Origin of the sequence: Massilia phyllostachyos, from assembly GCF_021044825.1 — a bacterium.
Taxonomy (GTDB): domain Bacteria; phylum Pseudomonadota; class Gammaproteobacteria; order Burkholderiales; family Burkholderiaceae_D; genus Telluria; species Telluria phyllostachyos.
Genome location: NZ_JAJNOC010000002.1, coordinates 663,287 through 685,702, shown reverse-complemented (window position 1 = coordinate 685,702; position 22,416 = coordinate 663,287). Strand labels below are relative to the sequence as shown.

Here is a 22,416-nt window from a genome sequence, read left to right as displayed (position 1 = left end):
GCCGGGACTTTTCCTTAACCCTGTGGGTTGCCACCCATCAGTTCATCGAAAGCGATGGTCTTGGTGCTGACCTTCGCCTTGCCGAGGACATAGTTAACGACGTTTTCTTCCAATACAAGAGCTTCCACTTCGGCCAGGCGGCGACGGTCGCTGTAATAGTACTTCAGGACTTCCTTCGGATCTTCATAGCTCTGCGAGAAGTCTTCGATCTGCGCCTTGACCTGGTCTTGCGACGCTTCCAGCTTGTTGTCGGCGACCAGCTGCGACAGGATCAGGCCCAGGCGCACGCGGCGCTCGGCCTTGTCGGCGAACATTTCGGATGGGAACGGCATCGATTTGACGTCCATGCCACGCTGCATCATATCCTGACGGGTCATCTCGGCCAGGCGCTCCGAATCCTGCTCGATCATGGCCTTCGGCACGTCCAGTTCGGTCGACTTGACCAGGGCGTCCATCACGGCTTCCTTGTTGCGGGCCTTGATGCGGGCGGTGACTTCGCGTTCCAGGTTGGTCTTGATGTCGGCGCGCATTTTTTCGATGGAGCCGTCTTCGATGCCCAGCGACTTGGCGAATTCCTCGTCGACTTCCGGCATGTGCGCCCACTCGAGGTTCTTCAGGGTGATGGTGAACTCGGCGGTTTTGCCGGCCACGTCCTTACCGTGGTAGTCCTCGGGGAAAGGCAGCGGGAAAGTCTTGCTCTCGCCGACCTTCAGGCCGACGGTCGCGGCTTCGAATTCCGGCAGCATGCGGCCTTCGCCCAGCACGAACGGGTAGTCTTCGGCCTTGCCGCCGGCGAATTCCTCTCCGTCGATCTTGCCGACGAAGTCGACGGTCACGCGGTCGCCGTTGGCAGCCACGGCCTCGCCGCCGGTGCCGTGCTCGCCTGCCTCACCCTTGGTGTGGTAGTGCACGCGCTGCTTGCGCAGGATGTCGATGGTCTTGTCGATTTCGGCGTCCGACACGTCGGCCGAGACGGTTTCGATGTCCACATTGGCCAGGTCGCCGATCACGACGTCCGGGTAGACTTCGAAGGTCGCGTCGAAGGCCAGGGTGCCTTCCGGTGCGTCCTGCTTCGGTTCGATTTTCGGGAAGCCGGCAACGCGCAGCTGGTTCTCGTTGGCTGCGGCGTTGAACGCGCGGCCGACCTTGTCGTTCAGCACGTCCGATTCGATCTGGTAGCCGTATTGGGCCGCGACCATCTTGAGCGGCACCTTGCCCGGACGGAAGCCCGGAGCCTTTGCCGTCTTGGCCTGCTGCTTGAGACGCTTTTCGACCTCCGTACGGACGTCAGCTACCGGAAAAGAGATCGTCAGGCGACGTTCGAGTTTACCCAGGGTTTCGACTGCAGTTGCCATTATAAAAATCGTCCAAAAAAATAATTATTCGTGGTGCGAGGAGGGGGACTCGAACCCCCACACCATTGCTGGCGTCAGGACCTAAACCTGGTGCGTCTACCAATTTCGCCATCCTCGCGCAGGATTGCATTTTCTGCCACAAAAACAAAGGGCGCCCGACAGTGAAACCGGCCGCCCTGCACTCCTCTGTTTAGGGGCTACAACTTCAAACGAATATTTTACTGGATTTTCTGTCACTATTGGGTGCTTTTTTGATAGGCGTGCGGGGTGGGGAGCTCTTCTATATAAGGTGGCATACGGCTCAGCCATATATGCATTCTTTTCAAGCTAGCCGTAAGACCGTCGTTCCGGCGGAGGCCGGAACCCAATTTCGTCGCGTCACGGTGGCGGGTGCACGCAAGCGTTTGTGGTCAATTGAAGAAATTGGATCCCGGCCTGCGCCGGGATGACGGTTCTACTGCTACAGGTGAAGGGATGCTTAGGCGACTGTCGTGCCGACCGGCTTTTTGACACGGAACCACGCCGCATACAAGGCCGGCAGGAACAGCAAGGTCAGTGCCGTCGCCACCAGCAACCCACCCATGATCGCCACCGCCATCGGCCCCCAGAACACCGACCGCGACAAGGGAATCATGGCCAGCGCCGCCGCGGCCGCCGTCAGCAGGATCGGCCGGCAGCGCCGCACCGCCGCCTCGACGATCGCATCCCAGGCCTCGGCCCCGTTGGCGATGTCCTGCTCGATCTGGTCGACCAGGATCACCGAATTCCGGATGATCATCCCGAACAGTGCAATCACGCCCAGGTTGGCCACGAAGCCGAAGGGCCGGTCGAATACCAGCAGCGCCATCGCCGCGCCGGCGACGCCCAGGGGGCCGGTCAGGAACACCAGCAGCGCCCGCGAGAAGCTGTGCAGCTGCAGCATCAGGAGCGTGAACACGATGAACAGCACCAGCGGCACGTTGGCCATGATCGATGCTTCCGCATCCGAGCTGTCGGCCGCGGCGCCCTCCACTTTCACGCGGTAGCCGGCCGGGAGTTTTGCGCGGATGGCGGCGAGTTTCTCGTCGACCTGGGCGGTGACGGTCGGGCCCTGGATGCCGGCGACGACGTCGGACTGCACCATGATCGCCCACTCGCGGCCCTCGCGCCAGACCACGCCCGGCTCCCACACGAACTGCACCCGCGCCACCTGGCCGATCGGCACCGCGCCGCCTCCACTCGTCGGCACCAGGGCTTCGGACAGGCGCGTGATGGTGGAGCGTTCCTCGACCGGCTGGCGCACCACGATGTCGATCAGGCGGTTGGTTTCGCGGAACTGGCCGACCGGGGTGCCGGTGAGCGTGGTGTTGACCACGCGCCGCACCGCCTGCGACGTCACGCCGAGGGCGCGCAGCTTGTCCTGGTCAAGGTCGAGGCGCAGCACCTTGACCGCCTCGTTCCAGTTGTCGTTCACGCCCACCGTGTTCGGGTTGGCGCGCATGGTGTCCTTCACCCCGTCCGCCAGCCTGCGCACGATGCCGATGTCCGGCCCCAGCACCTGGAACTGCACCGGATACGCCACCGGCGGCCCGTTCGGCAGCAGCTTGACGCGCCCGCGCACTTCCGGGAAGTCGATGCGGAAGGCCTCTTCGATTTTGAGGCGCAAAGCATCGCGGGCGTGCGCATCGACGGGCAGCACCACCAGCTGTGAGACGTTCGACTGCGGGAAGATCTGGTCGAGCGGCAGATAGAAGCGCGGGCTGCCGGTGCCGACATAGCTCGTCACGCTCTGCACGCCCTGCTGCTTCGACAGGAAACTCTCGAAACGCTTCACCACCGCCTCGTTGGCGCCGAAGCTGGTGCCTTCGGGCGACCACATCTCGACCATCAGCTCGGGACGGCTGGAATCCGGGAAGAACTGCTTCTCGATGAAGTTGAAGCCGAACACGCCGAGCAGGAACACGCCGAGACTGAGCGCGATGGTGGTCTTGCGCCATTCGACGCAGCGATTCACCAGGCGCCGGAAGCGCTCGTAGGCCGGGCTGTCGAACACGTCGTGCGACGATTCGCCCTGGCCGTGCGGCTTCACCTTCAGCAGGATGTAGCCGATATACGGCGTGAACACCACCGCCGCCACCCAGGAAATGAGCAGCGCCAGCGCGTTCACCGAGAACATCGTGAAGGTGTACTCGCCGGCCGCCGACTTGGCCAGGCCGATCGGCAGGAAGCCGGCCGCCGTGATCAGGGTCCCGGTCAGCATCGGGATCGCGGTCGAGGTGTAGGCGAAGGTCGCCGCCTCGAAGCGCGACATGCCCTCTTCCATCTTCCGCACCATCATCTCGACCGCGATGATGGCGTCGTCCACCAATAAACCCAGCGCGATGATCAGGGCGCCCAGCGAAATCTTGTGCAGCGAGATGTCGAACACCCGCATGAAGAGGAAGGTGATCGCCAGCACCAGTGGAATGGTCAGCGCCACCACCAGGCCCGGGCGCACGTCGATGCGCAGCTTCGGCTTCGTGTGCAGGCCGAGCGCGATGAAGGAGACCGCCAGCACGATGACCACCGCCTCGATCAGCACCTTGATGAATTCGTTCACCGAGGCCGTCACCGCCTGCGGCTGGTTCGCCACCCGTTCCAGCTCGATGCCGACCGGGAGCTGGGCGCGGATCGATTTCACGGTGGCGTCCAGGCCCTCGCCCAGCTTGATGATGTTCCCGCCCTTCTCCATCGACACGCCCAGGCCGATCACTTCCTTGCCGTTGTAGCGCATCTTGTCCTGCGGCGGGTCCTGGTAGCCGCGTTGCACGAGGGCGAAGTCGCCCAGGCGGAAGGTGGTGTTCCCGGCGCGCAGCTGCAGGTTTTCCAGCAGTTCGGTGGTGCGCAGGGCGCCGGTGACGCGCACCTGCAGATTGTCGGTGGGCGTCACCAGCACGCCGCTGGCCTCGACCCCGTTCTGGGTCGCGATCTGGTTGACGATCTGCTCGAAGGGTACGCCCAGCTGGGCGAACTTCTTGCTCGAGAACTCGATGTAGACCTTTTCCTGCTGCACGCCGAACTGCTCGACTTTCGAGACCAGCGGCACCTTCAGGAGCTGCTGGCGCACGAAGTCGGCGTAGTCGCGCATCTCGGCCTGGGTGAAGCCGTCGCCGGAGATCGCGAAGATGGAGCCGTAGGTGTCGCCGAATTCATCGTTGAAGAAGGGCCCGACCACGCCCTGCGGCAAGCTCGCCGCCATGTCGCCGATCTTCTTGCGCACCTGGTACCAGGTCGGCGCTGTCTCGTCGGGGGGCGTCGATTCGCGCAATTCGAGCAGGATGGTGGTTTCGCCCGGCTTGGAGAAGCTGCGGATCTTGTCGATGTAGGGCGTTTCCTGCAGCTTGCGTTCGAGCGGGTCGGTCACCTGTTCCGCCATCTGCACGGCGGTGGCGCCCGGCCACACGGCGCGGATCACCATCGCGCGGAACGTAAACGGCGGGTCCTCGTCCTGGCCCAGCTGCTGGTAGCTGAGGATGCCGCCGATGAGCAGCGCCGCGATCAGGTAGCGCGTGAGCGGAATGTGTTCCAGCGCCCAGCGCGACAGGTTGAAACCCTTGATCATCGCGCGCCTCCGCCGACCGCGGCGGCTTCGGTGTCGCCGCGGCGCGAGACGTCGGCGGTGAGGATGGTGACCTTCTGGCCGGGTTTGAGCAGGTGCACGCCGGCGGTGACCACGGTCTGGCCGGGCTGCACGCCGCCACCGAGCAGGATGTCGTTGCCGGCCTGTCCCGCCACCTGCACGCGGCGCAGCTGCACCGCGCCGTTTTCCACCACCCAGACGCTGGTCGCGCCCTTGTCGTGCACCAGCGCGCTGAGCGGCACGCGCAGCTGGGCGCCGTCGGCCCTGGCGCCGACCGCCATGTCGACCGTCGCCGTCATCCCGAGACGCACGTCGGGGCTGTCGGGGATCGAGACCTTGACGGTATAGGTGCGCGTGGCCGGGTCGGCCACCGGCGAGACTTCGCGGATCTTGCCGGGGATCGCCGCGTCGCGGTTGGCCCACAGGCGCACGTTAACGTCACTAGCTGCACGCAACTGGCCGACCCGGTCTTCCGGAATGCCGATCACGACTTCCTTCTCGTCGGTGCGCGCAACCCGCACCACCGGCGCGCCGGCCGCGACCACCTGGCCGACTTCGGCATCGACGCCGGTGACCACGCCGTTGGTGTCGGACTCCAGGTTGGCGTAGCCGGCCTGGTTCGACTGGCCGCGGAAGCCCGCGCGCGCCGCATCGACGTTGGCCTGGGCCGCGCGCAGCGCCGACTGCTTGGCGTCCAGCACCGCCTGGCTGACGAAGTTCTGGGCGCGCAAATTCTGGTGGCGCTTGTAGTCGGCCTGGGCCAGGTCGCGCTCGGTCTCGGCGGCGCGCAGCGTCGCCTGGGCCTGGGCTTGCGCCAGCCGCAAATCCTGCGGGTCGAGCCGCATCAGGACTTGCCCGTCCTTGACGTTGGCGCCCACGTCCACCTTGCGCTCGACGATCTTGCCGCCGACCCGGAAGCCCAGGCGCGACTCGTAGCGCGGACGCACGTCGCCGGAAAACTCGACCCGCTCGGCGCTCTCGCCAGCCGCCAGCTTGATGACCCGCACCGGGCGGATGTCCTCGGCCTTGGGTTCGTCCTTGCCGCAGCCGGCCAGCAGGAGCAGGAGCAGGGGCGCCGCGCAGGCGCTGCGCAGGAGACGTTGGTGATTGGGGGAAGCGGAATGCGAGAAAGCGAACACGAGAAATCCTTTGTAATGGCACTGGCCGCGCTAGGGCATTTGTAATTGAGCAATTATAATCATGGAAACAGCAAAGAATCTGACTTTAGAGTCAATAGTCAAATATGCCCGTCGAGCATTACGAAAACTTTCCGGTTGCATCGTTTCTGCTGCCACGCCGCCTGGTGCCGGCGGTCGAAGCGATCTATGCCTTCGCCCGCAGCGCCGACGACATCGCCGACGAAGGCAACGCCACGCCGCCCGAGCGGCTGGCGGAACTCGAGCGCTACGGCCGCGAGCTGGAAGCGATCGAGCGCGGCGCCGTGCCCGCCGAGCCGATGTTCGCGCGCCTGGCCGGCGTGGTGGCGCAGTACCGCCTGCCCGTGAAGCCGATGCACGACCTGCTGTCGGCCTTCCGCCAGGACGTGGTCACCACCCGCTACGCCGACTACACCGCCCTGCTCGACTATTGCCGCCGCTCCGCCAACCCGGTCGGGCGCCTGCTGCTGGAACTGTACGATGCGGTCGATGAGCGCAATCTGCGCGATTCGGACGCGATCTGTACTTCCCTGCAGCTCATTAACTTCTGGCAGGACGTCGCGATCGACCTGGCCAAGGGGCGGATCTATATCCCGCAGGAAGACCTGGAGCGCCATCTCGTCCCGGAGAGCGAGCTGGGCCGCGAACCCTCGAACCCGGCCTGGCGCGCATTGATGCGCTTCGAGGTCGACCGCGCCCGGGCCCTGATGCTGAGCGGCGCGCCGCTGGCGCTGCGGCTGCCGGGGCGGGTCGGCTGGGAGCTGCGGCTGATGGTGCAAGGCGGTTTGCGCATCCTGGAGTCGATCGAGAAGGTCGACTACGATGTGTTCGCGCGGCGGCCGACCTTGCACGCGTCCGACTGGATCGTGGTCGCCTGGCGTGCGATGACGATGTAGGGCAGCCGGTCCTCCTGATAAGATAGCGGATTCGCCGCCAACACCGCAGCAAAACCAATAGCAAGAATTACATGTCCCCCGACGAATATTGCCAGCAAAAGACCGCCCAGAGCGGCTCCAGCTTCTACTACAGCTTCCTGTTCCTGCCGCCCGAGCGCCGCCGTGCGATCACCGCGCTGTATGCCTTCTGCCGCGAAGTCGACGACACCGTGGACGAAACCAGCGACGCCTCGGTGGCGCGCATCAAGCTGGCCTGGTGGCGCACGGAGGTGTCGGCGATGTACAAGGGCACACCGACCCACCCGGTGACCCAGGCCCTGCAGCCGCACATCGCGACCTATGACCTGAAAGAGGAACACCTGCTGGCCATCGTCGACGGCATGGAGATGGACCTCGACCAGAGCCGCTACCTCGACTACGCCGGCTTGCAGAAATACTGCTGGCGCGTGGCCGGCGTGGTCGGCATCCTGTCGGCCAGCATTTTTGGGTATAAAAATACGCAAACCCTGGCCTATGCCGAGAAACTGGGCCTGGCCTTCCAGCTCACCAACATCATCCGCGACGTCGGTGACGATGCGCGCAAGGGCCGCATCTACCTGCCGGTCAACGAGCTGCAGCAGTTCAATGTAACCGCCGCCGATATCCTGAACTTCCGCCACAGCGAGAAGTTCGAGGCATTGATGGCGTTCCAGGCGGAGCGCGCCCAGCGCACCTACGACGAGGCGCTCGCCCTGCTGCCGAAGGAAGACCGTCGCGCCCAGCGTCCCGGCCTGATGATGGCGGCCATCTACCGCACCCTGCTCGACGAGATCGAGCGCGACAAGTTCCACGTGCTGAACCAGCGCATTTCGCTCACGCCGCTGCGCAAGCTGTGGCTGGCCTGGAAGACCTATGTCCGCACCTGATGCGGTCCGCGTCGCCGTCGTCGGCGGCGGCTGGTCTGGCTGCGCGGCTGCGAGCGAGCTGGCGCGCGGCGGCGCCGATGTGACCCTGCTGGAATCGGCCCGTGCGCTCGGCGGACGCGCGCGCGGGGTCGAGGTCCAGGGCCGCATGCTGGACAACGGCCAGCACATCCTGCTGGGCGCCTATGGCGAGACCCTGCGGCTGATGAAAGAAGTCGGCGTCGATCCGGATGCGGCCCTGCTGCGCCTGCCGGTGCAGATGCGCTACCCCTTCCCCCAGCAGAACGGCGGCATGGATTTCGTCGCCCCGCGCTGGCCCGCGCCCTTCCACCTGATGGCCGCGCTGCTGCGCGCCAAGGGCTTGACGCGCGCCGACAAGCTGGCCCTGGCGCGCTTCAACAGCGCCGCGAAGATGATGGGCTGGGAGCTCTACCACGATTGCAGCGTGACGGAGTTGCTGGACCGTTTCGACCAGACCCCGAACCTGAACCGCCTGCTCTGGCATCCGCTGTGCATCGCCGCCCTGAACACGCCGCCCGAACGGGCCTCGAGCAAGGTATTCCTGGCCGTGCTGCGCGACAGCCTGGGCGCGCGGCGCCGCGCGGCGTCCGACATGCTGCTGCCGCGCACCGACATGGGCAGGCTGTTCCCGCAGGCGGTCGCGAAATATATCGAGCGACACGGCGGCAGCGTGCGCCTGGGCGTCAAGGCGGAGGCCTTGGCGGCCCACGAGGATGGCTGGCAGCTGACCCTGAACGGGACGCTTGAGAGCTTCGACGCCGTGGTGCTGGCCACGCCGGCCACCGTGTCGGCCAGCCTGCTGGCGCCGCATCCCGAGGCGGCGGAACTGAGCGCGCAGCTGGGCGGCTTCGGCTACGAGCCGATCGCCACCTGCTACCTACAATACGACCCGTCGCTGCGCCTGGAACTGCCCTTCTACGCCCTGCTCGATGACCCAGGCCGGAACCGTTGGGGCCAGTTCGCCTTCGACCGCGGCCAGCTGGACGCGAACCACCCCGGCCTGCTGGCGGTGGTGGTCAGCGCCGCCGGCGACGCCGCGAGCCTCAAGCAGGACGCGCTGGCTGGCAGCATCGCGGCCCAGCTGGCCCAGGACCTGCGCCGTCCGGAACTGGCGGCGCCCCAGTGGAGCCGCGTCATCACCGAGAAGCGCGCGACCTTCTCCTGCACGCCTGGACTGGCCCGTCCCGGCGTCGACACGCCGCTGCCCGGCGTCTTGCTGGCCGGCGACTATACCGCCAGCGACTACCCGGCCACCCTGGAAACGGCGGTGCGCAGCGGCGTGGCCGCGGCGACGGCCATCCTCGCCTGCGACACCCTGCCCCGCGAAAAGCGCAGCCTGTCGCACGCCGGTGGCGCCACGGGGAGCGCTTCCGTACAGTAGCACCATCGATACGTTGGTTTTACGGCACGGAAATGGACATCATGAACAATCTTCGACTCGGACTGCGCACCCTGGCCCTGCTGGCCCTGGTCGTCGCCAGCACCGCGGTGCTGGTGCATCCGGAACTGATCGGCGGCTCCAGCGCGGGCACGGCACTGGCGATCGGCAGCATCCCCGTGGTCGCGCACCACTGACACCCGGGACCACCATGGGCAAACTGGAATATCTCGACGCGCTCAAGCGCGCCATGCACGGCCTGCCGCCGGCAACCCAGGCCAAGACCCTGGCCTGGTACGAGCAGCGTTTCGTGGACGGCATCGAGGCCGGGCGCAGCGAAGACAGCATCGCCGAGGAACTGGGCGACCCGCGCAAGGTGGCGGTGACCCTGCGCACCAGCGCGCACATGGATGCGTTTGCCGCAAAGAAGAACCCGGCCAACGCGGCGCGCCTGATCGTGTCGAGCGCGGGCCTGCTGGTGTTCAACCTGTTCATGGCGATCCCGGCCGCCGTCTACGCAGCCCTGCTGGTCACCGTGTACGCCTGCGCGCTCGGCTTCTATGTCTCCGGCATCGCGATCACCGCGAGCGGCCTGGCGGGCGCCAATGAACTGGTGCTCAACAACCCCCTGCACCACATCGAGCGCATGGACGACGGCAGCGAGCGCCGCACCACGACCAATTCGCGCACCCGGGTCGCGATCGGCGAGCAAGGCATCCACATCTACGAGGACGACCCGGCGCCCGACCAAGAACTGGGCGGCGAGGCGGGCGACATGGGCACGTCGGAACTGGCGATCCGGCGCGCCGAACAGGTGGCCGACACCGGCATCCAGATCACCACCGACCTCGATCGCGAATCGCGCACCACCCAGACCGTGTTCGGCCTGTCGATGGTGTGCGGCGGGATCCTGCTGTTCCTGCTGTCGCTGGTGGTCACCAAATACACCTTCATCGGCCTCAAGCGCTACCTGGGCATGAACCTGTCGCTGCTGAAGGGAGCCTAGGATGCGGACCCTGGTCAAAGTGGGCTTCAGCCTGCTGCTGCTCGCCTTCGTGCTGATCGGCCTGAGCTACGGCATGCTGCGCGCCAACGGCGTGACCGCCGCGGCCGAGGGGCGCCGGCTCAGCGTCGAGACCCGCGAGGTCCCGGCCGGCATCAAGTCGGTGGACCTGGACGGCCCGATCGACCTCACCCTGCGCTACGGCGCCACGCCCTCGCTCAAGGTGCGCGGCGAGTCGCGCCTGCTGGGCAACGTCGACGTGACCCAGGATGGCGACATCCTGCACATCGGCATCCGCGGCATGGTGCTGCGCCACCGCCGCCCGCTCGAAGTCGAGCTGATCCTGCCGGGCCTGAGCAGCGTGACGGTCGACGGCAGCGGCGAGAGCACGGTCAACGGCTTTTCGGGCGAACGCATCGAGGTCCGCATGGAAGGCCCCGGCAGCCTGCGCTTCAACGGTCGCTTCCGCCAGGTGAATGCGGCCATGACCGGCAGCGGAGAACTGGACCTGAACGGCGGCGCCGGCATCGAGCGCTTCGACGCGGCCCTGACCGGCTCCGGCAGCCTGACCATCGTCGGCAGCACCCGGGCACTGACGGCCACCGCCAGCGGTTCGGGCGACCTCGATGCGCGCCACCTGCGCGCCGACACGGTCAAGGTGAGCCAGAGCGGCCCGGGCAGCAGCACGGTCCAGGCCCGCGACACCGTCGCCGCCTCGGTCTCGGGCAGCGGCGACATCGAAGTGCACGGCAATCCAGGCGAGCGCAGCGTGAGCCGCACCGGGACCGGCAGCGTCACCTTCTCGGAGTAGCGTCGTTCAGCCAGGCCAGCACGTCGCGTCCCGCGGCGCGGCCGCTGCCGAAGCAGGCGGTGAGCAGGTAGCCGCCGGTCGGCGCCTCCCAGTCGATCATCTCGCCCGCCACGAAGACGCCCGGCAGCGCGCGCAGCATGCTGCCGTGCTCCAGGCTATCAAAACGCACGCCGCCGGCGCTGCTGATCGCCTCGTCGATCGGGCGCGGGCGGGTTAGCACCAGGGGCAGCGCCTTCAGCGCGCGCGCCAGTGTCTCCGGATCGCTGTACTCGTCCTTGCCCAGGCACTCGTGCAGCAGCGCCGCCTTGACGCCCTTGATCCCGAGCCGGCCCTGCAGGTGGCTGGACAGCGAGCGCGAGCCGCGCGGGCGCATCACCTCGTCCAGCACCCTTTGCGCATCCAGGTCCGGCAGCAGGTCGAGCCAGATGGTGGCACTGCCTTCGTTCGCAATGCGGTCGCGTACGGGGGCCGAGATCGCATAGATCAGGCTACCTTCGACGCCGCTCGCGGTCACGACGAACTGGCCCTGGCGGCGCTGCAGCACGTTTTCGTGATCAAACCAGGACACGGCGACGGTGCTCAGCGGCGCGCCGGCATGCTTGTCAACCATGTGGGCGCTCCAGTCGACGTCGAAACCGCAGTTGGACGGGACCAGCGGCGCCACGTCGACACCACGCTCGTTCAGCAGCGGGACCCAGGCGCCGTCGGAACCTAGCCGCGCCCAGCTGGCGCCGCCCAGCGCCAGCACGGTGGCATCGGCGTCGACCAGCAGCTCGCCATCCGGCGTCGCCATGCGCAACTTGTCACCCTGCCAGCCGAGCCAGCGATGGCGCTGGTGGAAGCGCACGCCGGCTTCGCGCAGGCGGTGCAGCCAGGCGCGCAACAGCGGCGCCGCCTTCATCTCGAGCGGGAACACCCGGCCCGAGGTTCCCACGAACGTCTCGATGCCGAGTCCATGGATCCAGTCGCGGACCTGCTGCGGATCGAAGCCGTCCAGCCAGCGCGCCACCTCGCTCTCGCGCGCGCGGTAGCGGGCGCGGAAGGCCGGCAGCGCCTCGGAATGCGTGATGTTCATCCCGCCCTTCCCGGCCAGCAGGAACTTGCGCCCCACCGAAGGCATCGCGTCGTAGACGTCGACCTGCACGCCGCCGGCCGCCAGGGTTTCGGCCGCCATCAGGCCGGCGGGACCGCCGCCGATCACGGCGACACGTTGGGGAGGGCTGGGCTGCTGGCTCATCGGCATTCGGGGAAGGCAAAGGAGCGAAATTGTAGTCGTTTTTGCGCCCTGCATAAAATCACGAACGCGATGTAAAGGGTGCTTGACATGTCAGGTTTCCTTGACTACGATGTCAAGCATACTTTACTTCACGGAGGATGTCATGCACGAAAAGCGGGTTGCCAAAGCCTACACGCGAGAACTGATGGCGTCGCTGGTCCTGTACGCGGTGCTGCTGGTGGCGGCCATCCGCTGGGGCCGGCCGATGGAAGAAGGCGTGCTGCGTACCCTGGTGCTGCTGTCGCCGATGATCGGCTTCGCCGGCGCCCTGTGGGTGATCGTGCGCCACTTCGGCCGCATCGACGAATACCAGCGCATGCGCGCCCTGGAAAACCTCGGACTGGCCGCCGCCATCACCGCCGGCCTGACCTTCACCTACGGCTTCCTCGAGACCGCCGGCTTCCCGAAGCTGTCGATGTTCACCGTGTGGGTCGTGCTGTGCCTGTCCACCGTCGCCGTCCAACTCGCACGCAAGCTGCTCGACCGATGAACAACCAAATCCGCACCCTGCGCGCCGAACGCGGGTGGAGCCAGGCCGAACTGGCCGAGATGCTCGACGTGTCGCGCCAGAGCGTGAACGCGATCGAGACCGGCAAGTACGACCCGAGCCTGCCGCTCGCCTTTGCGATTGCCAGACTGTTTCACCTTCCGATCGAATCGATCTTCACCCCAGACCAGGAGTCAGCATGAAAGCCACTTTGTTCTCAGCCTTGTTCGCAGCAATGTTCGCCGTCGCGGCGCCAGGCTTCGCCCAGGAGGCGCCGGCCCAGCCGAACCGCTACCTGGCCGCGCTGCCGACACCGGCCGAGCGTTTCGAGATCAAGGGCATGCTGGTCGAGCGCCATGGCAGCGGCCCGCGTGCGCTGATCCTGGTGCCGGGCCTGTCGAGCGGCGCCTGGGTGTGGCAGCAGACGGTGCGCGACTTCGCCGCGACCAATACTGTTTATGTCGTTACCCTGCCCGGCTTCGACGGCCGCCCGGCGGTCGCCGGCGAACCCTTCGACAATGCCCGCGACGCGCTGGCCGAGCTGATCGTCTCGCGCAAACTCGTGAAGCCGGTCGTGATCGGCCACAGCATCGGCGCCGCCCTGTCCTACGCCCTGGCCCAGGAGCACCCGGACCGTGTCGGCGGCGTGATCGGCATCGACGGCCTGCCGGTCTTCCCGCGCACCGAGAACATGACGCCGGAACAGCGCGCCGCGATGGCCGACGGCGCCCGCACGCAGATGTCGGCGCTGAGCGGTCCGGCTTTCGAGGCCAACCAGCAGCAGTACATGCGCGGCATCGGCATGGTGGATATGGGCAAGGCCGACGATGCGGCCAAGCTGAGCGCCCGCAGCGATCCGCAGGCGGTCGGCGCCTATGCCGGCGCGCTGATGGCCCGCGACCTGCGTCCCGGCATGAGCAGGATCAGCGCACCGGTCCTGCTGCTGGCGCCGTACTACGCGCCCGACGCGCCCTACATCGGCAATATCAGCAAGGACGACAAGGTGGCGTATTATCGTGCGCTGATGGGTGCGACGCCGAAACTCGAGGTGGAAGCGATCGACAACGCGCGCCATTTCCCGATGATCGACCAGCCGCAAGCCACGAGCGACGCGATACGCCGCTTCCTGAAAAGCCTGTAACCACCTGCAAGGAGACGAAACCATGCAACGACTGATCTACTGGAGCGGCCAATACCTGCTGGCGGCCGGCACGATGTTCGCCCTGCTGGTCGCGGTCGACGTGCTGCTGCGCGGCGAAGCCTTCGAGACCGGCTGGCGTGAATCGCTGGCCTGGGCGATCGCCTCGAGCGCCCTGTTCATCGGCAGCCGCTATTACCGCGCCAGCAAGGGCGACGTCAGCTGCGACATGTGCCGCCACCCCGACGCCAAGTCCTGAGCCAGTAGCCTCCGCGCTGGATCAACACGGCCCCGGCCGGGTCGCGCAAGATACCGTCTTGCGCCCCCGCCCGGGGCCGTGACCATTTGTGATATTTGAAAGATTCCACTTGACAATACATACAAGGGGAATATTCTTGTATCCGCTACAACGAACGACGGCGCCCGCTCGACGAGGCTGCTGCGATTCGGGAGGCAGTCCGTTTGACCATCTTGGAGGATGTGTATGTCGGTAATGACAAGGGCAGCAATGTCTCGCAGGACAGTGCTGGGCGCAATCGCGTCCAGTCCACTCTGGATGCAGTCCGCATGGGCGCAGCCGAACAATCTGAAAATCTCGCACCAGTTCCCCGGGGGCAGCGTTTCCGAGGGTGATTTCCGCGACCGCCTGTGCCGCCAGTTCGCGGCCGACGTCGAACGCCGCACCCGCGGCGGCCTGAAATTCTCGATCTACCCCGGCTCCAGCCTGATGGCCCCGAACGCCCAGTTCGCCGCCATGAAGAACGGCAGCCTGGACATGGCCCTGGTGCCCCTGTCCTATGCCGGCGCCGAAGCCCCGGAAGCGAACATCGGCCTGATGCCCGGCCTGGTCACGTCCTACGAGCAGGGCTTCGCCTGGAAAAACGCTCCGGTCGGCAAGGAACTGACGCGCATCCTGAACGAGCAGGGCCTGGTGATCGTGAGCTGGATCTGGCAGGCCGGCGGCGTCGCCTCGCGCGGCAAGCCGCTGCTGCATCCGGACGACGTCGCGGGCCTGAAGGTGCGCGGCGGCTCGCACGAAATGGACCGCCTGCTGCAGGACGCCGGCGCGACCGTGGTCAACATGCCCTCGAACGAGATCGCGGCCGCGATGCGCGCCGGGAACCTGGACGCGGCGCTCACCTCCTCGACCTCGCTGATCTCGTTCCGCCTGGCCGAATCGGCGCGCTCGCTGACCACCGCGCGCGGCGGCGCCTACTGGTTCATGTTCGAGCCGCTGATGATGTCGCGCACCGTGTTCGATCGCATGAGCAAGCAGCAGCAGGCGGCCGTGATGGCGGTCGGCGCCGGGCTGGAAACCTTCGCGCTGAATGCCGCGCGCGGCGACGACGCGCAGGTGGCCTCGGTCTACGCCAAGGCCGGCGCCCAGGTGGTTGACCTGAACGCCGACGCCCTGCGCAAGTGGCAGGCGGTGGCGCGCACCAACGCCTGGCGCGAGTTCGGCGAGCGCAGTGCGAACTGCGCCAAGCTGCTGGAACTGGCCGAGCAAACCATCGTGTAAGAAAAACGGGGCGGCCGGCGCCGCCCCGCTGGCGTCAGCCGCCCGTCACCGGCGGGAAGAAGGCGACTTCGGCGCCGTCGTCGACCGGCGCGTCGGCGTCGCACATGATCTGGTTGCAGGCCATCCGCACGGCGCGCTTGTCGCCGAGCGCTTCTTCCCACGCGCCGCCGCGCGCGACCAGCAAGGCGCGCACGGCGCCGACGGTCGCTACGGAATCCGGCAGCCCGATCGCTTCGGCGCCCGTCCCCACCGCCTCGCGCACCGAGGCAAAGTATTTCACATTGATCTTCATGCTCGGTCCTAGTGCTGCAGTTCGGCGAAGGGAATGAAGCGCACCATATCGCCTTCGGCGATCGGCTGTCCCGGCGGATTGTCGATCAGGCCGTCGCCCCAGACGGTGGAGGTCAGCACGCCCGAGCTCTGGTTCGGGAACAGGTCCAGGCCTCCGGCCGCATTCACGCGCGCGCGCAGGAATTCGTTGCGGCGGTCCGCCTTGGGCAGCGCGAAATCGGCGCGCATCGTGTAGCCGCGCGGTTCGACCGGGCCCGTCGCCCCCTGCAGGCGAAGCAGGAAGGGCCGCACGAACAGCAGGAAGGTGATGAAGCTCGATACCGGATTGCCCGGCAGGCCAATGAAGAACGACGACCCGACTTCGCCGAAAGCCAGCGGCTTGCCCGGCTTGACGGCGATCTGCCACAGGTTCAGCTTTCCTTCCGCTTCCACCGCCGGCTTGATGTGGTCTTCCTCGCCGACCGACACGCCACCCGAGGTGATGATCAGGTCATGCGCGCGCGCCGCCTCGCGCAGGGTCGCGCGCGTGGCCTCGAGCGAATCCGGCACGATGCCGAAGTCGGTGACCTCGCAGCCGAAGTTCTCCAGCAGCGCACGCAGCGTGTACTTGTTCGAGTTGTAGATCGCGCCGGGTTTCAGGGGTTCGCCCGGCATCGCCAGCTCGTCGCCGGTGAAGAACACGGCCACGCGCGCGCGGCGCAGCACCGGCAGGGTCGCGAGGCCGACCGAGGCGGCGAGCCCCATTTCCTGGCTGCGCAGGCGGGCGCCGGCCGGCAGGATCACGGCGTCGGCCGACACATCCTCGCCGATGCGGCGGATCCATTCGCCGGCGCGCGGCGCGTGGCGCACGGTGACGCTGTCGCCGACCAGTTCGCACTGCTCCTGCATCACCACCGCGTCCGCGCCGGGCGGAATCAGGGCGCCGGTGAAGATGCGCGCGGCGGTACCTAGCGCCAGGTACTCGCCGACGCTGCCGGCCGGGATGCGCTGGGCCACGCGCAGGGTCGCGCTGCCGCTCTCGCAGTCGAGCGCGCGCACGGCGTAGCCGTCCATCGAGGTGTTGTCGGCAGACGGCACGTTGATGGTCGAACGCTGGTCACCAGCCAGCACGCGGCCGTTGGCGTCGAGCGTGTTCACGACCTCGGTGTCCGTGATCGGGCGCACCGCGTCCAGCAGTTGGGTCAGCGCTTCGCGCACCGACAGCATGGGAGGCCGGTTCATCTCAGAGCCCCGTGTGTTCGGCGATATAGGCCTTCATGGCGTCGACGTCCGGACGCGTGACCACGAAGCGCTGCGGCAGCGCCTCGATGTTCTCGAAGCCGGCCGGGCGCTCGGCATCCTCGCCCAGCGCTTCCAGGATGGTTTCGTTGAACTTGGCCGCCAGCGCGGTCTCCAGCACGATCATCGGCACACCGGGACGCATGTGTTCGCGCGCCACCTTGATGCCGTCGGCGGTGTGGGTGTCGATGGTGATGCCGTAATCGTCGGCGACGTCGCGGATCGTGTCGAGGCGGTCGGCATGGGTCGATTTGCCTGAAGCGAAGCCGTACTGGCCGACCAGCTTCCATTCGTCGCCGTCGCTGCCCGGCGCGCCGGACAGGTCGAAGCCGCCGTGGCTGTCGACCTTCTTGAACAGCAGATGCGTGCGCTCGGCATCGCGGCCCACCAGCTCGTAGACGAAGCGTTCGAAGTTCGAGGCCTTCGAGATGTCCATCGAGGGGCTGCTGGTGTGGTAGGTCTCGGCGGGCTTGCGCACGCGGTAGACGCCGGTGCGGAAGAATTCGTCAAGCACGTCGTTCTCGTTGGTGGCGGCGACCAATTGGTCGATCGGCAGGCCCATCATGCGCGCGATGTGGCCGGCGCAGATATTGCCGAAGTTCCCCGACGGGACCGTGAACGAGACCTTCTGGTCGTTGCTGGTGGTGGCCGCCAGATAGCCACGGAAGTAGTAGACCACCTGCGCGACCACGCGCGCCCAGTTGATCGAATTGACGGTGCCGATTTTGTGGCGCGCCTTGAACGACAGGTCGTTCGAGACCGCCTTCACCATGTCCTGGCAGTCGTCGAACACGCCTTCGACCGCGATGTTGAAGATGTTCGGGTCCTGCAGGCTGAACATCTGGGCGGTCTGGAAGGCGCTCATCTTCTTGTGCGGCGACAGCATGAACACGCGCACGCCGCGCTTGCCGCGCATCGCGTACTCGGCGGCGCTGCCGGTGTCGCCGGAGGTCGCGCCGAAAATGTTCAGCTCATCGTTGTTCTTCGCCAGCGCGTATTCGAACAGGTTGCCCAGCAGTTGCATGGCCATGTCCTTGAAGGCCAGGGTCGGGCCGTTGGACAGCGCCTGCAGCACCAGCTTGCCGTGCGGGCCTTCTTCCAGCACGCGCAGCGGGGTGATCTCGCTGGCCGCTTCGTCGGTGCGGGCGTTGCGGTAGACCTCGGGGGTATAGGTCTTCGCGGTCAGGGCGCGCAGGTCTTCGTCCGGAATGTCGGTCGCGAATTTACGCAGGATTTCGTAGGCCAGGTCGGCGTAGGACAGCTTGCGCCAGGCGTCGAGTTCTTCATGCGACACCTGCGGATAGATTTCAGGCAAATACAGGCCGCCATCCGGGGCCAGGCCGGCGAGCAGGATGTCGGAGAAACGCTGGGGATTGCGTGCTGCGGACGCGCTGGTTGCGCGGGTGGAGACGTAATGCATACGGTAAGGGATCCGGTGGGGGCCAAAGTTGAACTTTTATTATAGCGCCCTGGGGGTTCGTATGCTGCGGTGCGAGGTAATGGTGGTGGCTGCGGTGCGAAACCTGGGTTCCGGCCTGCGCCGGAACGACGGTCTTGAGGCTAGTGGAACGAAGCTGGCAGCCAGCTGCCCAGGCAGGTCGTCCCGGCGCAGGCCGGGACCCAGGTTGACGTCAACTCAGCAAGCCGCGTGGTTGACCGTCACCACATGCACCGCCAACCCACCCAGCGAAGTCTCCTTGTACTTCACCTGCATATCCGCCCCGGTCTGCCGCATCGTCTCGATCGCATTATCCAGGCTGACGAAGTGCGTGCCGTCGCCCTTCAACGCCAGCGAGGCCGCAGTGATCGCCTTGATCGCCCCCATGCCGTTACGCTCGATGCAGGGAATCTGCACCAGCCCGCCGATCGGGTCGCAGGTCATGCCCAGGTGGTGCTCGATCCCAATCTCGGCTGCGTTCTCAATGCGCTCGTTGGAGCCACCGAGCGCCGCCACCAGGCCGGCCGCCGCCATCGCGCAGGCCACGCCGACCTCGCCCTGGCAGCCGATCTCGGCGCCCGAGATCGAGGCGTTCTTCTTGCACAGCATGCCGATCGCGGCGGACGTGAGCAGGAAGTCGCGGATGCCCCCGACCGGATCGCTCGGACGGCAATCCTCGGCATAGTAGCGCAGCACCGCCGGAATGATCCCCGCCGCGCCATTGGTCGGCGCCGTGACGACCCGCCCGCCGGCCGCATTCTCTTCGTTGACCGCCATCGCGTACAGGGTCACGTGGTGGGTCGCGTCGTGCGGCAGCTCGTTGACGCGCTTGCCCTCGTTGCAGTGCGCCTGCTTCCACAGCTTGGCCGCGCGCCGCCTGACGTTCAGGCCACCCGGCAGCTGGCCCTCGGTGACGAGGCCGTGGGCGATGCAGTCGCGCATGACTTGCCAGATGCGATCCAGCCCCCCGTCGAGGTCCGCTTCGCTCATGCGCACCAATTCGTTCGCGCGCAGCATGTGCGGGATCGACAGGCCGTGCGTGCGGCCATGCGCCAGCAGCTCGGCCATCGTGTCGAAGGGGAACGGTACCGAGGTCGACGGGGCTTCGTTCGCGCGCGCCTGGCTCTCGCCGGCCGCGGTGATGAAACCGCCGCCGACCGAATAATAGATGCGCTCAATGATGCTGCCGTCGCTCAGGTGGAGAATGAACTTCATGCCGTTCGGGTGTTCGGGCAGGGTCGACTGCTTGTGCCAGACCAGCCCCGTCTTGTACCGGAACGGGACTTCCTTCTCGCCCAGCAGCTTCAACACCCCATCCATCTCGGCTTCGGCCAGCTTGTCCTCGACCGCGTCCGGATCCACGCCCTGCGGCGTTTCGCCCATCAGGCCGAGGATCACCGCCTTGTCGGTGGCGTGGCCGACGCCGGTCAGCGCCAGCGAACCATACAGGTGCGCTTCGACGCCGACCGCATCGTCCAGCGAACCGCACTCCAGCAAAAAGCGGCGCGCCGCCACCATCGGGCCCACGGTGTGGGAGCTCGACGGCCCGATACCGATCTTGAACAGATCAAAAACGCTCATGTCCATCTTGTTGTCTCGACTATCCGATTTTTATTATTGTGTTGTGACGCTTACGCTGCGACGCCGACGTCGACGTTCTTCAGCATGCTGTCGACCATCTCCTCGACGCCGATGCGTGCCTTCCAGCCCCAGTCGCTGGTAGCACGGCCGTCGTCCAGGCTCTTCGGCCAGGAGTCGGCGATCTGCTGGCGGCTGTCCGGCTTGTAGGCGATCTCGAATTCCGGCAACGCCTTCTTGATGGCGGCAGCGAGTTCGCGCGGGTTGAACGACACGCCCGCCACGTTGTACGAGGAACGGATCGCGATTTTCTCGGCCGGGGCATCCATCAGCTCGATGGTGGCGCGGATCGCGTCCGGCATGTAGATCATCGGCAGCGTGGTGTCCGGGCCCAGGAAGCACTCGTAGGTCTCGCCCTTCAGCGCGCTGTGGAAGATCGCGATCGCGTAGTCGGTGGTGCCGCCGCCCGGAGGCGACTTGAAGCTGATGATGCCGGGGTAGCGGATCGAGCGCACGTCCACGCCGTACTTGGCGTGGTAGTACTCGCACAGGCGTTCTCCGGCCAGCTTGCTGATGCCGTAGATCGAGGTCGGGTCCATCACCGCGTACTGCGGGGCCGGGTCGGCCGGGGTGTTCGGCCCAAAAGCCGCGATCGACGAAGGCCAGAACACCTTCAGCGGTTTGCCCGCTTCGCCGCGCTCGCGCGCCACTTCCAGGATGTTCAGCAGGCCGTCCATGTTCAGGGTCCAGGCCTTGAGCGGCGCCTTCTCGCCGGTGGCCGACAGCAGCGCCGCCAGTTGGTAGACCTGGGTGATGCCCTCGCGCTCGATCAGCGCCCCCAGGCCATCCTTGTCCAGCACGTCGAGCTGGGTGTAGCGCGCCGCGCCGTAGACGTTGTGCGTGCCGATGTCCGAGGCGAGGACGTTCCGCGCGCCGTGCTGCTCCGCCAGGGCGGTCACGAGTTCGCTGCCGATCTGGCCGTTGGCGCCGATGATGAGGATGCGTTCCATGTATCCAATCCAATCTTAATTATTCTTGAGGATGCCCAGCTCTTTGCCGGCTTGTTCGAAGGCTTTCAGCACGAAGTCGAGCTGCTCGCGGGTGTGGGCGGCGGAGAGCTGCACGCGCACGCGCGCCTGGCCCATCGGCACCACCGGGTAGAAGAAGCCCGACAGCAGCACGCCGAGTTCGAACATGCGCGCCGCGAATTTCTGCGCGACCGGCGCTTCGAACAGCATCACCGGCACCACCGGGTGGGTGCCCGGCTTGATGGTGAAGCCGATGCGCTCGATCTCCTGGCGGAAGTAGGCGGTGTTGTCCATCAGGCGGTCGCGCAGCTCGGTCGATTTCGAGATACGGTCCAGCACCGCGAGCGAAGCGCCGGCGATCATCGGCGCCAGGGTGTTCGAGAACAGGTAGGGGCGCGACTTCTGGCGCAGGGTCTCGATGACTTCCTTGCGGCCGGAGGTAAAACCGCCCATCGCGCCGCCCAGGGCCTTGCCCAGGGTGCCGGTGATGATGTCGATCTTGCCGATCACGCCGCAGTGTTCGTGGGTGCCACGGCCGGTCTTGCCCATGAAGCCGGAGGCGTGCGATTCGTCGATCATGGTCAGGGCGCCGTATTTCTCGGCCAACTCGGTGATTCTATCCAGCTGGGCGATGGTGCCGTCCATCGAGAACACGCCGTCGGTGACGATGATCTTGTGGCGCTTGCCGGCTTCGGTGGCCGCGACCAGCTGCTTTTCCAGGTCCGCCATGTCGTTGTTGGCGTAGCGGTAGCGCGCGGCCTTGCACAGGCGGACGCCGTCGATGATCGAGGCGTGGTTCAGGGCGTCCGAGATGATCGCGTCGTTCTCGTCGAACAGCGGCTCGAACACGCCGCCGTTGGCGTCGAAGGCGGCGGCGTACAGGATGGTGTCTTCGGTGCCGAGGAATTCGGAGAGCTTCTGCTCGAGTTCCTTGTGCACGGTCTGGGTGCCGCAGATGAAGCGCACCGAGGACAGGCCGTAGCCGTATTTTTCCAGCGCGGCGGCCGCCGCATCGGAGGTCTGCTTGTCGCCGGACAGGCCCAGGTAGTTGTTGGCGCACATATTGATGAGCGTACGGCCGTCTTGCGCGACCACTTCCGAACCCTGGCGCGAAGCGATCACGCGCTCCGGCTTGAACAGGCCGTCGGTGCGCAGCGTCTCGAGTTTCGATTGCAGGCCGCTATAGAATGCTTGGTCGCTCATTGTTGCTCCCCTGGTGGTGTTGGCATAAGCCGGCTTGACCGGCGGTTGGCGAATGTCGT

21 protein-coding genes and 1 tRNA gene are annotated in these 22,416 nt (G+C 66.4%); 11 read left to right on the top strand and 11 right to left on the bottom strand.

The window, feature by feature from the left end; all coding sequences use genetic code 11:
* Positions 1–14: 14 nt before the first annotated feature.
* The 4 genes from tig to LQ564_RS10000 form a co-directional block, all read right to left on the bottom strand.
* On the bottom strand, positions 15–1,355 hold the full coding sequence (gene tig, locus LQ564_RS10015; RefSeq protein ID WP_231057951.1) for a trigger factor: 1,341 nt from the start codon (positions 1,353–1,355) through the stop codon (positions 15–17).
* A 31-nt stretch (positions 1,356–1,386) separates the two neighbouring features.
* A tRNA-Leu gene (locus LQ564_RS10010) sits at positions 1,387–1,473 on the bottom strand.
* Between the two features lie 360 nt (positions 1,474–1,833).
* Complete coding sequence (locus tag LQ564_RS10005; protein ID WP_231057950.1) at positions 1,834–4,935, bottom strand: efflux RND transporter permease subunit; 3,102 nt, start codon at positions 4,933–4,935, stop codon at positions 1,834–1,836.
* A complete protein-coding gene (locus LQ564_RS10000) occupies positions 4,932–6,092 on the bottom strand; it encodes an efflux RND transporter periplasmic adaptor subunit (RefSeq protein ID WP_231057949.1) in 1,161 nt (386 codons plus the stop codon). The genes LQ564_RS10005 and LQ564_RS10000 overlap by 4 nt, the downstream gene beginning before the upstream one ends.
* Before the next feature lie 104 nt (positions 6,093–6,196).
* Between LQ564_RS10000 and hpnC the strand changes: the two genes are divergently transcribed.
* The 6 genes from hpnC to LQ564_RS09970 all read left to right on the top strand — a co-directional run bounded on the left by hpnC (position 6,197) and on the right by LQ564_RS09970 (position 11,121).
* Positions 6,197–7,006 (top strand): squalene synthase HpnC, encoded by an 810-nt coding sequence (hpnC, locus tag LQ564_RS09995; RefSeq protein ID WP_231057948.1) that lies wholly within the window; start codon positions 6,197–6,199, stop codon positions 7,004–7,006.
* Positions 7,007–7,077: 71 nt separating this feature from the next.
* Positions 7,078–7,911, top strand: a complete 834-nt coding sequence (gene hpnD, locus LQ564_RS09990) for a presqualene diphosphate synthase HpnD (protein WP_231057947.1) — start codon at positions 7,078–7,080, stop codon at positions 7,909–7,911.
* Positions 7,898–9,310: a hydroxysqualene dehydroxylase HpnE gene (hpnE, locus tag LQ564_RS09985; protein WP_231057946.1), complete on the top strand. Its 1,413-nt coding sequence runs from the start codon at positions 7,898–7,900 to the stop codon at positions 9,308–9,310. The genes hpnD and hpnE overlap by 14 nt, the downstream gene beginning before the upstream one ends.
* A gap of 41 nt (positions 9,311–9,351) precedes the next feature.
* A complete protein-coding gene (locus LQ564_RS09980) occupies positions 9,352–9,504 on the top strand; it encodes a hypothetical protein (RefSeq protein WP_231057945.1) in 153 nt (50 codons plus the stop codon).
* Between the two features lie 14 nt (positions 9,505–9,518).
* A complete protein-coding gene (locus tag LQ564_RS09975; RefSeq protein WP_231057944.1) occupies positions 9,519–10,313 on the top strand; it encodes a DUF1700 domain-containing protein in 795 nt (264 codons plus the stop codon).
* A 1-nt stretch (position 10,314) separates the two neighbouring features.
* The gene (locus LQ564_RS09970) at positions 10,315–11,121 is read left to right on the top strand and encodes a GIN domain-containing protein (protein ID WP_231057943.1); all 807 of its coding nucleotides are present in this window, start codon (positions 10,315–10,317) and stop codon (positions 11,119–11,121) included.
* Here LQ564_RS09970 and LQ564_RS09965 read toward each other — a convergent pair.
* Entirely contained in the window at positions 11,105–12,364 is a 1,260-nt protein-coding gene (locus tag LQ564_RS09965; protein ID WP_371873455.1) for a TIGR03862 family flavoprotein, read from the bottom strand. The two genes, LQ564_RS09970 and LQ564_RS09965, sit on opposite strands and share 17 nt — an antisense overlap.
* Positions 12,365–12,500: 136 nt before the next feature.
* Here LQ564_RS09965 and LQ564_RS09960 point away from each other — a divergent pair, with 136 nt between their 5' ends.
* The 5 genes from LQ564_RS09960 (at position 12,501) to dctP (ending at position 15,541) form a co-directional block, all read left to right on the top strand.
* Complete coding sequence (locus LQ564_RS09960; protein ID WP_231057941.1) at positions 12,501–12,887, top strand: hypothetical protein; 387 nt, start codon at positions 12,501–12,503, stop codon at positions 12,885–12,887.
* On the top strand, positions 12,884–13,087 hold the full coding sequence (locus LQ564_RS09955; RefSeq protein ID WP_231057940.1) for a helix-turn-helix transcriptional regulator: 204 nt from the start codon (positions 12,884–12,886) through the stop codon (positions 13,085–13,087). Before LQ564_RS09960 ends, LQ564_RS09955 begins: the two co-directional genes overlap by 4 nt.
* The gene (locus LQ564_RS09950; RefSeq protein WP_231057939.1) at positions 13,084–14,025 is read left to right on the top strand and encodes an alpha/beta fold hydrolase; all 942 of its coding nucleotides are present in this window, start codon (positions 13,084–13,086) and stop codon (positions 14,023–14,025) included. Before LQ564_RS09955 ends, LQ564_RS09950 begins: the two co-directional genes overlap by 4 nt.
* Positions 14,026–14,047: 22 nt before the next feature.
* Positions 14,048–14,281 (top strand): hypothetical protein, encoded by a 234-nt coding sequence (locus LQ564_RS09945; RefSeq protein WP_231057938.1) that lies wholly within the window; start codon positions 14,048–14,050, stop codon positions 14,279–14,281.
* Between the two features lie 297 nt (positions 14,282–14,578).
* Positions 14,579–15,541 carry a TRAP transporter substrate-binding protein DctP gene (gene dctP, locus LQ564_RS09940; RefSeq protein ID WP_231057937.1) on the top strand — a complete coding sequence of 321 codons (963 nt, stop codon included), beginning with the start codon at positions 14,579–14,581 and terminating at the stop codon, positions 15,539–15,541.
* A gap of 34 nt (positions 15,542–15,575) precedes the next feature.
* On the opposite strand, the gene moaD is transcribed toward dctP, so the two are convergent.
* The 6 genes from moaD to LQ564_RS09910 form a co-directional block, all read right to left on the bottom strand.
* On the bottom strand, positions 15,576–15,833 hold the full coding sequence (gene moaD / locus LQ564_RS09935) for a molybdopterin converting factor subunit 1 (RefSeq protein ID WP_231057936.1): 258 nt from the start codon (positions 15,831–15,833) through the stop codon (positions 15,576–15,578).
* 8 nt (positions 15,834–15,841) lie between these two features.
* On the bottom strand, positions 15,842–17,053 hold the full coding sequence (locus tag LQ564_RS09930; RefSeq protein WP_231057935.1) for a molybdopterin molybdotransferase MoeA: 1,212 nt from the start codon (positions 17,051–17,053) through the stop codon (positions 15,842–15,844).
* Between the two features lies 1 nt (position 17,054).
* Positions 17,055–18,530 (bottom strand): threonine synthase, encoded by a 1,476-nt coding sequence (gene thrC / locus LQ564_RS09925; protein WP_231057934.1) that lies wholly within the window; start codon positions 18,528–18,530, stop codon positions 17,055–17,057.
* Positions 18,531–18,746: 216 nt separating this feature from the next.
* A complete protein-coding gene (locus tag LQ564_RS09920) occupies positions 18,747–20,135 on the bottom strand; it encodes an L-serine ammonia-lyase (RefSeq protein WP_231057933.1) in 1,389 nt (462 codons plus the stop codon).
* Between the two features lie 44 nt (positions 20,136–20,179).
* Complete coding sequence (locus LQ564_RS09915; RefSeq protein ID WP_231057932.1) at positions 20,180–21,136, bottom strand: NAD-dependent epimerase/dehydratase family protein; 957 nt, start codon at positions 21,134–21,136, stop codon at positions 20,180–20,182.
* Positions 21,137–21,151: 15 nt separating this feature from the next.
* The gene (locus LQ564_RS09910; protein ID WP_231057931.1) at positions 21,152–22,357 is read right to left on the bottom strand and encodes a glycine C-acetyltransferase; all 1,206 of its coding nucleotides are present in this window, start codon (positions 22,355–22,357) and stop codon (positions 21,152–21,154) included.
* Positions 22,358–22,416: the final 59 nt, after the last annotated feature.

Bases quoted from the DNA above. Each gene is read 5' to 3' on its own strand.
- moaD (WP_231057936.1), bottom strand. From the start codon at position 15,833: ATGAAGATCAATGTGAAATACTTTGCCTCGGTGCGCGAGGCGGTGGGG.
- LQ564_RS09980 (WP_231057945.1), top strand. From the start codon at position 9,352: ATGAACAATCTTCGACTCGGACTGCGCACCCTGGCCCTGCTGGCCCTG.
- LQ564_RS09950 (WP_231057939.1), top strand. From the start codon at position 13,084: ATGAAAGCCACTTTGTTCTCAGCCTTGTTCGCAGCAATGTTCGCCGTC.
- hpnE (WP_231057946.1), top strand. From the start codon at position 7,898: ATGTCCGCACCTGATGCGGTCCGCGTCGCCGTCGTCGGCGGCGGCTGG.
- LQ564_RS09945 (WP_231057938.1), top strand. From the start codon at position 14,048: ATGCAACGACTGATCTACTGGAGCGGCCAATACCTGCTGGCGGCCGGC.
- LQ564_RS09920 (WP_231057933.1), bottom strand. From the start codon at position 20,135: ATGGACATGAGCGTTTTTGATCTGTTCAAGATCGGTATCGGGCCGTCG.
- hpnC (WP_231057948.1), top strand. From the start codon at position 6,197: ATGCCCGTCGAGCATTACGAAAACTTTCCGGTTGCATCGTTTCTGCTG.
- LQ564_RS09975 (WP_231057944.1), top strand. From the start codon at position 9,519: ATGGGCAAACTGGAATATCTCGACGCGCTCAAGCGCGCCATGCACGGC.
- tig (WP_231057951.1), bottom strand. From the start codon at position 1,355: ATGGCAACTGCAGTCGAAACCCTGGGTAAACTCGAACGTCGCCTGACG.
- LQ564_RS09960 (WP_231057941.1), top strand. From the start codon at position 12,501: ATGCACGAAAAGCGGGTTGCCAAAGCCTACACGCGAGAACTGATGGCG.
- LQ564_RS09930 (WP_231057935.1), bottom strand. From the start codon at position 17,053: ATGAACCGGCCTCCCATGCTGTCGGTGCGCGAAGCGCTGACCCAACTG.
- LQ564_RS09910 (WP_231057931.1), bottom strand. From the start codon at position 22,357: ATGAGCGACCAAGCATTCTATAGCGGCCTGCAATCGAAACTCGAGACG.
- dctP (WP_231057937.1), top strand. From the start codon at position 14,579: ATGCAGTCCGCATGGGCGCAGCCGAACAATCTGAAAATCTCGCACCAG.
- LQ564_RS09970 (WP_231057943.1), top strand. From the start codon at position 10,315: ATGCGGACCCTGGTCAAAGTGGGCTTCAGCCTGCTGCTGCTCGCCTTC.
- LQ564_RS09955 (WP_231057940.1), top strand. From the start codon at position 12,884: ATGAACAACCAAATCCGCACCCTGCGCGCCGAACGCGGGTGGAGCCAG.
- LQ564_RS09915 (WP_231057932.1), bottom strand. From the start codon at position 21,136: ATGGAACGCATCCTCATCATCGGCGCCAACGGCCAGATCGGCAGCGAA.
- LQ564_RS10005 (WP_231057950.1), bottom strand. From the start codon at position 4,935: ATGATCAAGGGTTTCAACCTGTCGCGCTGGGCGCTGGAACACATTCCG.
- hpnD (WP_231057947.1), top strand. From the start codon at position 7,078: ATGTCCCCCGACGAATATTGCCAGCAAAAGACCGCCCAGAGCGGCTCC.
- LQ564_RS09965 (WP_371873455.1), bottom strand. From the start codon at position 12,364: ATGCCGATGAGCCAGCAGCCCAGCCCTCCCCAACGTGTCGCCGTGATC.
- thrC (WP_231057934.1), bottom strand. From the start codon at position 18,530: ATGCATTACGTCTCCACCCGCGCAACCAGCGCGTCCGCAGCACGCAAT.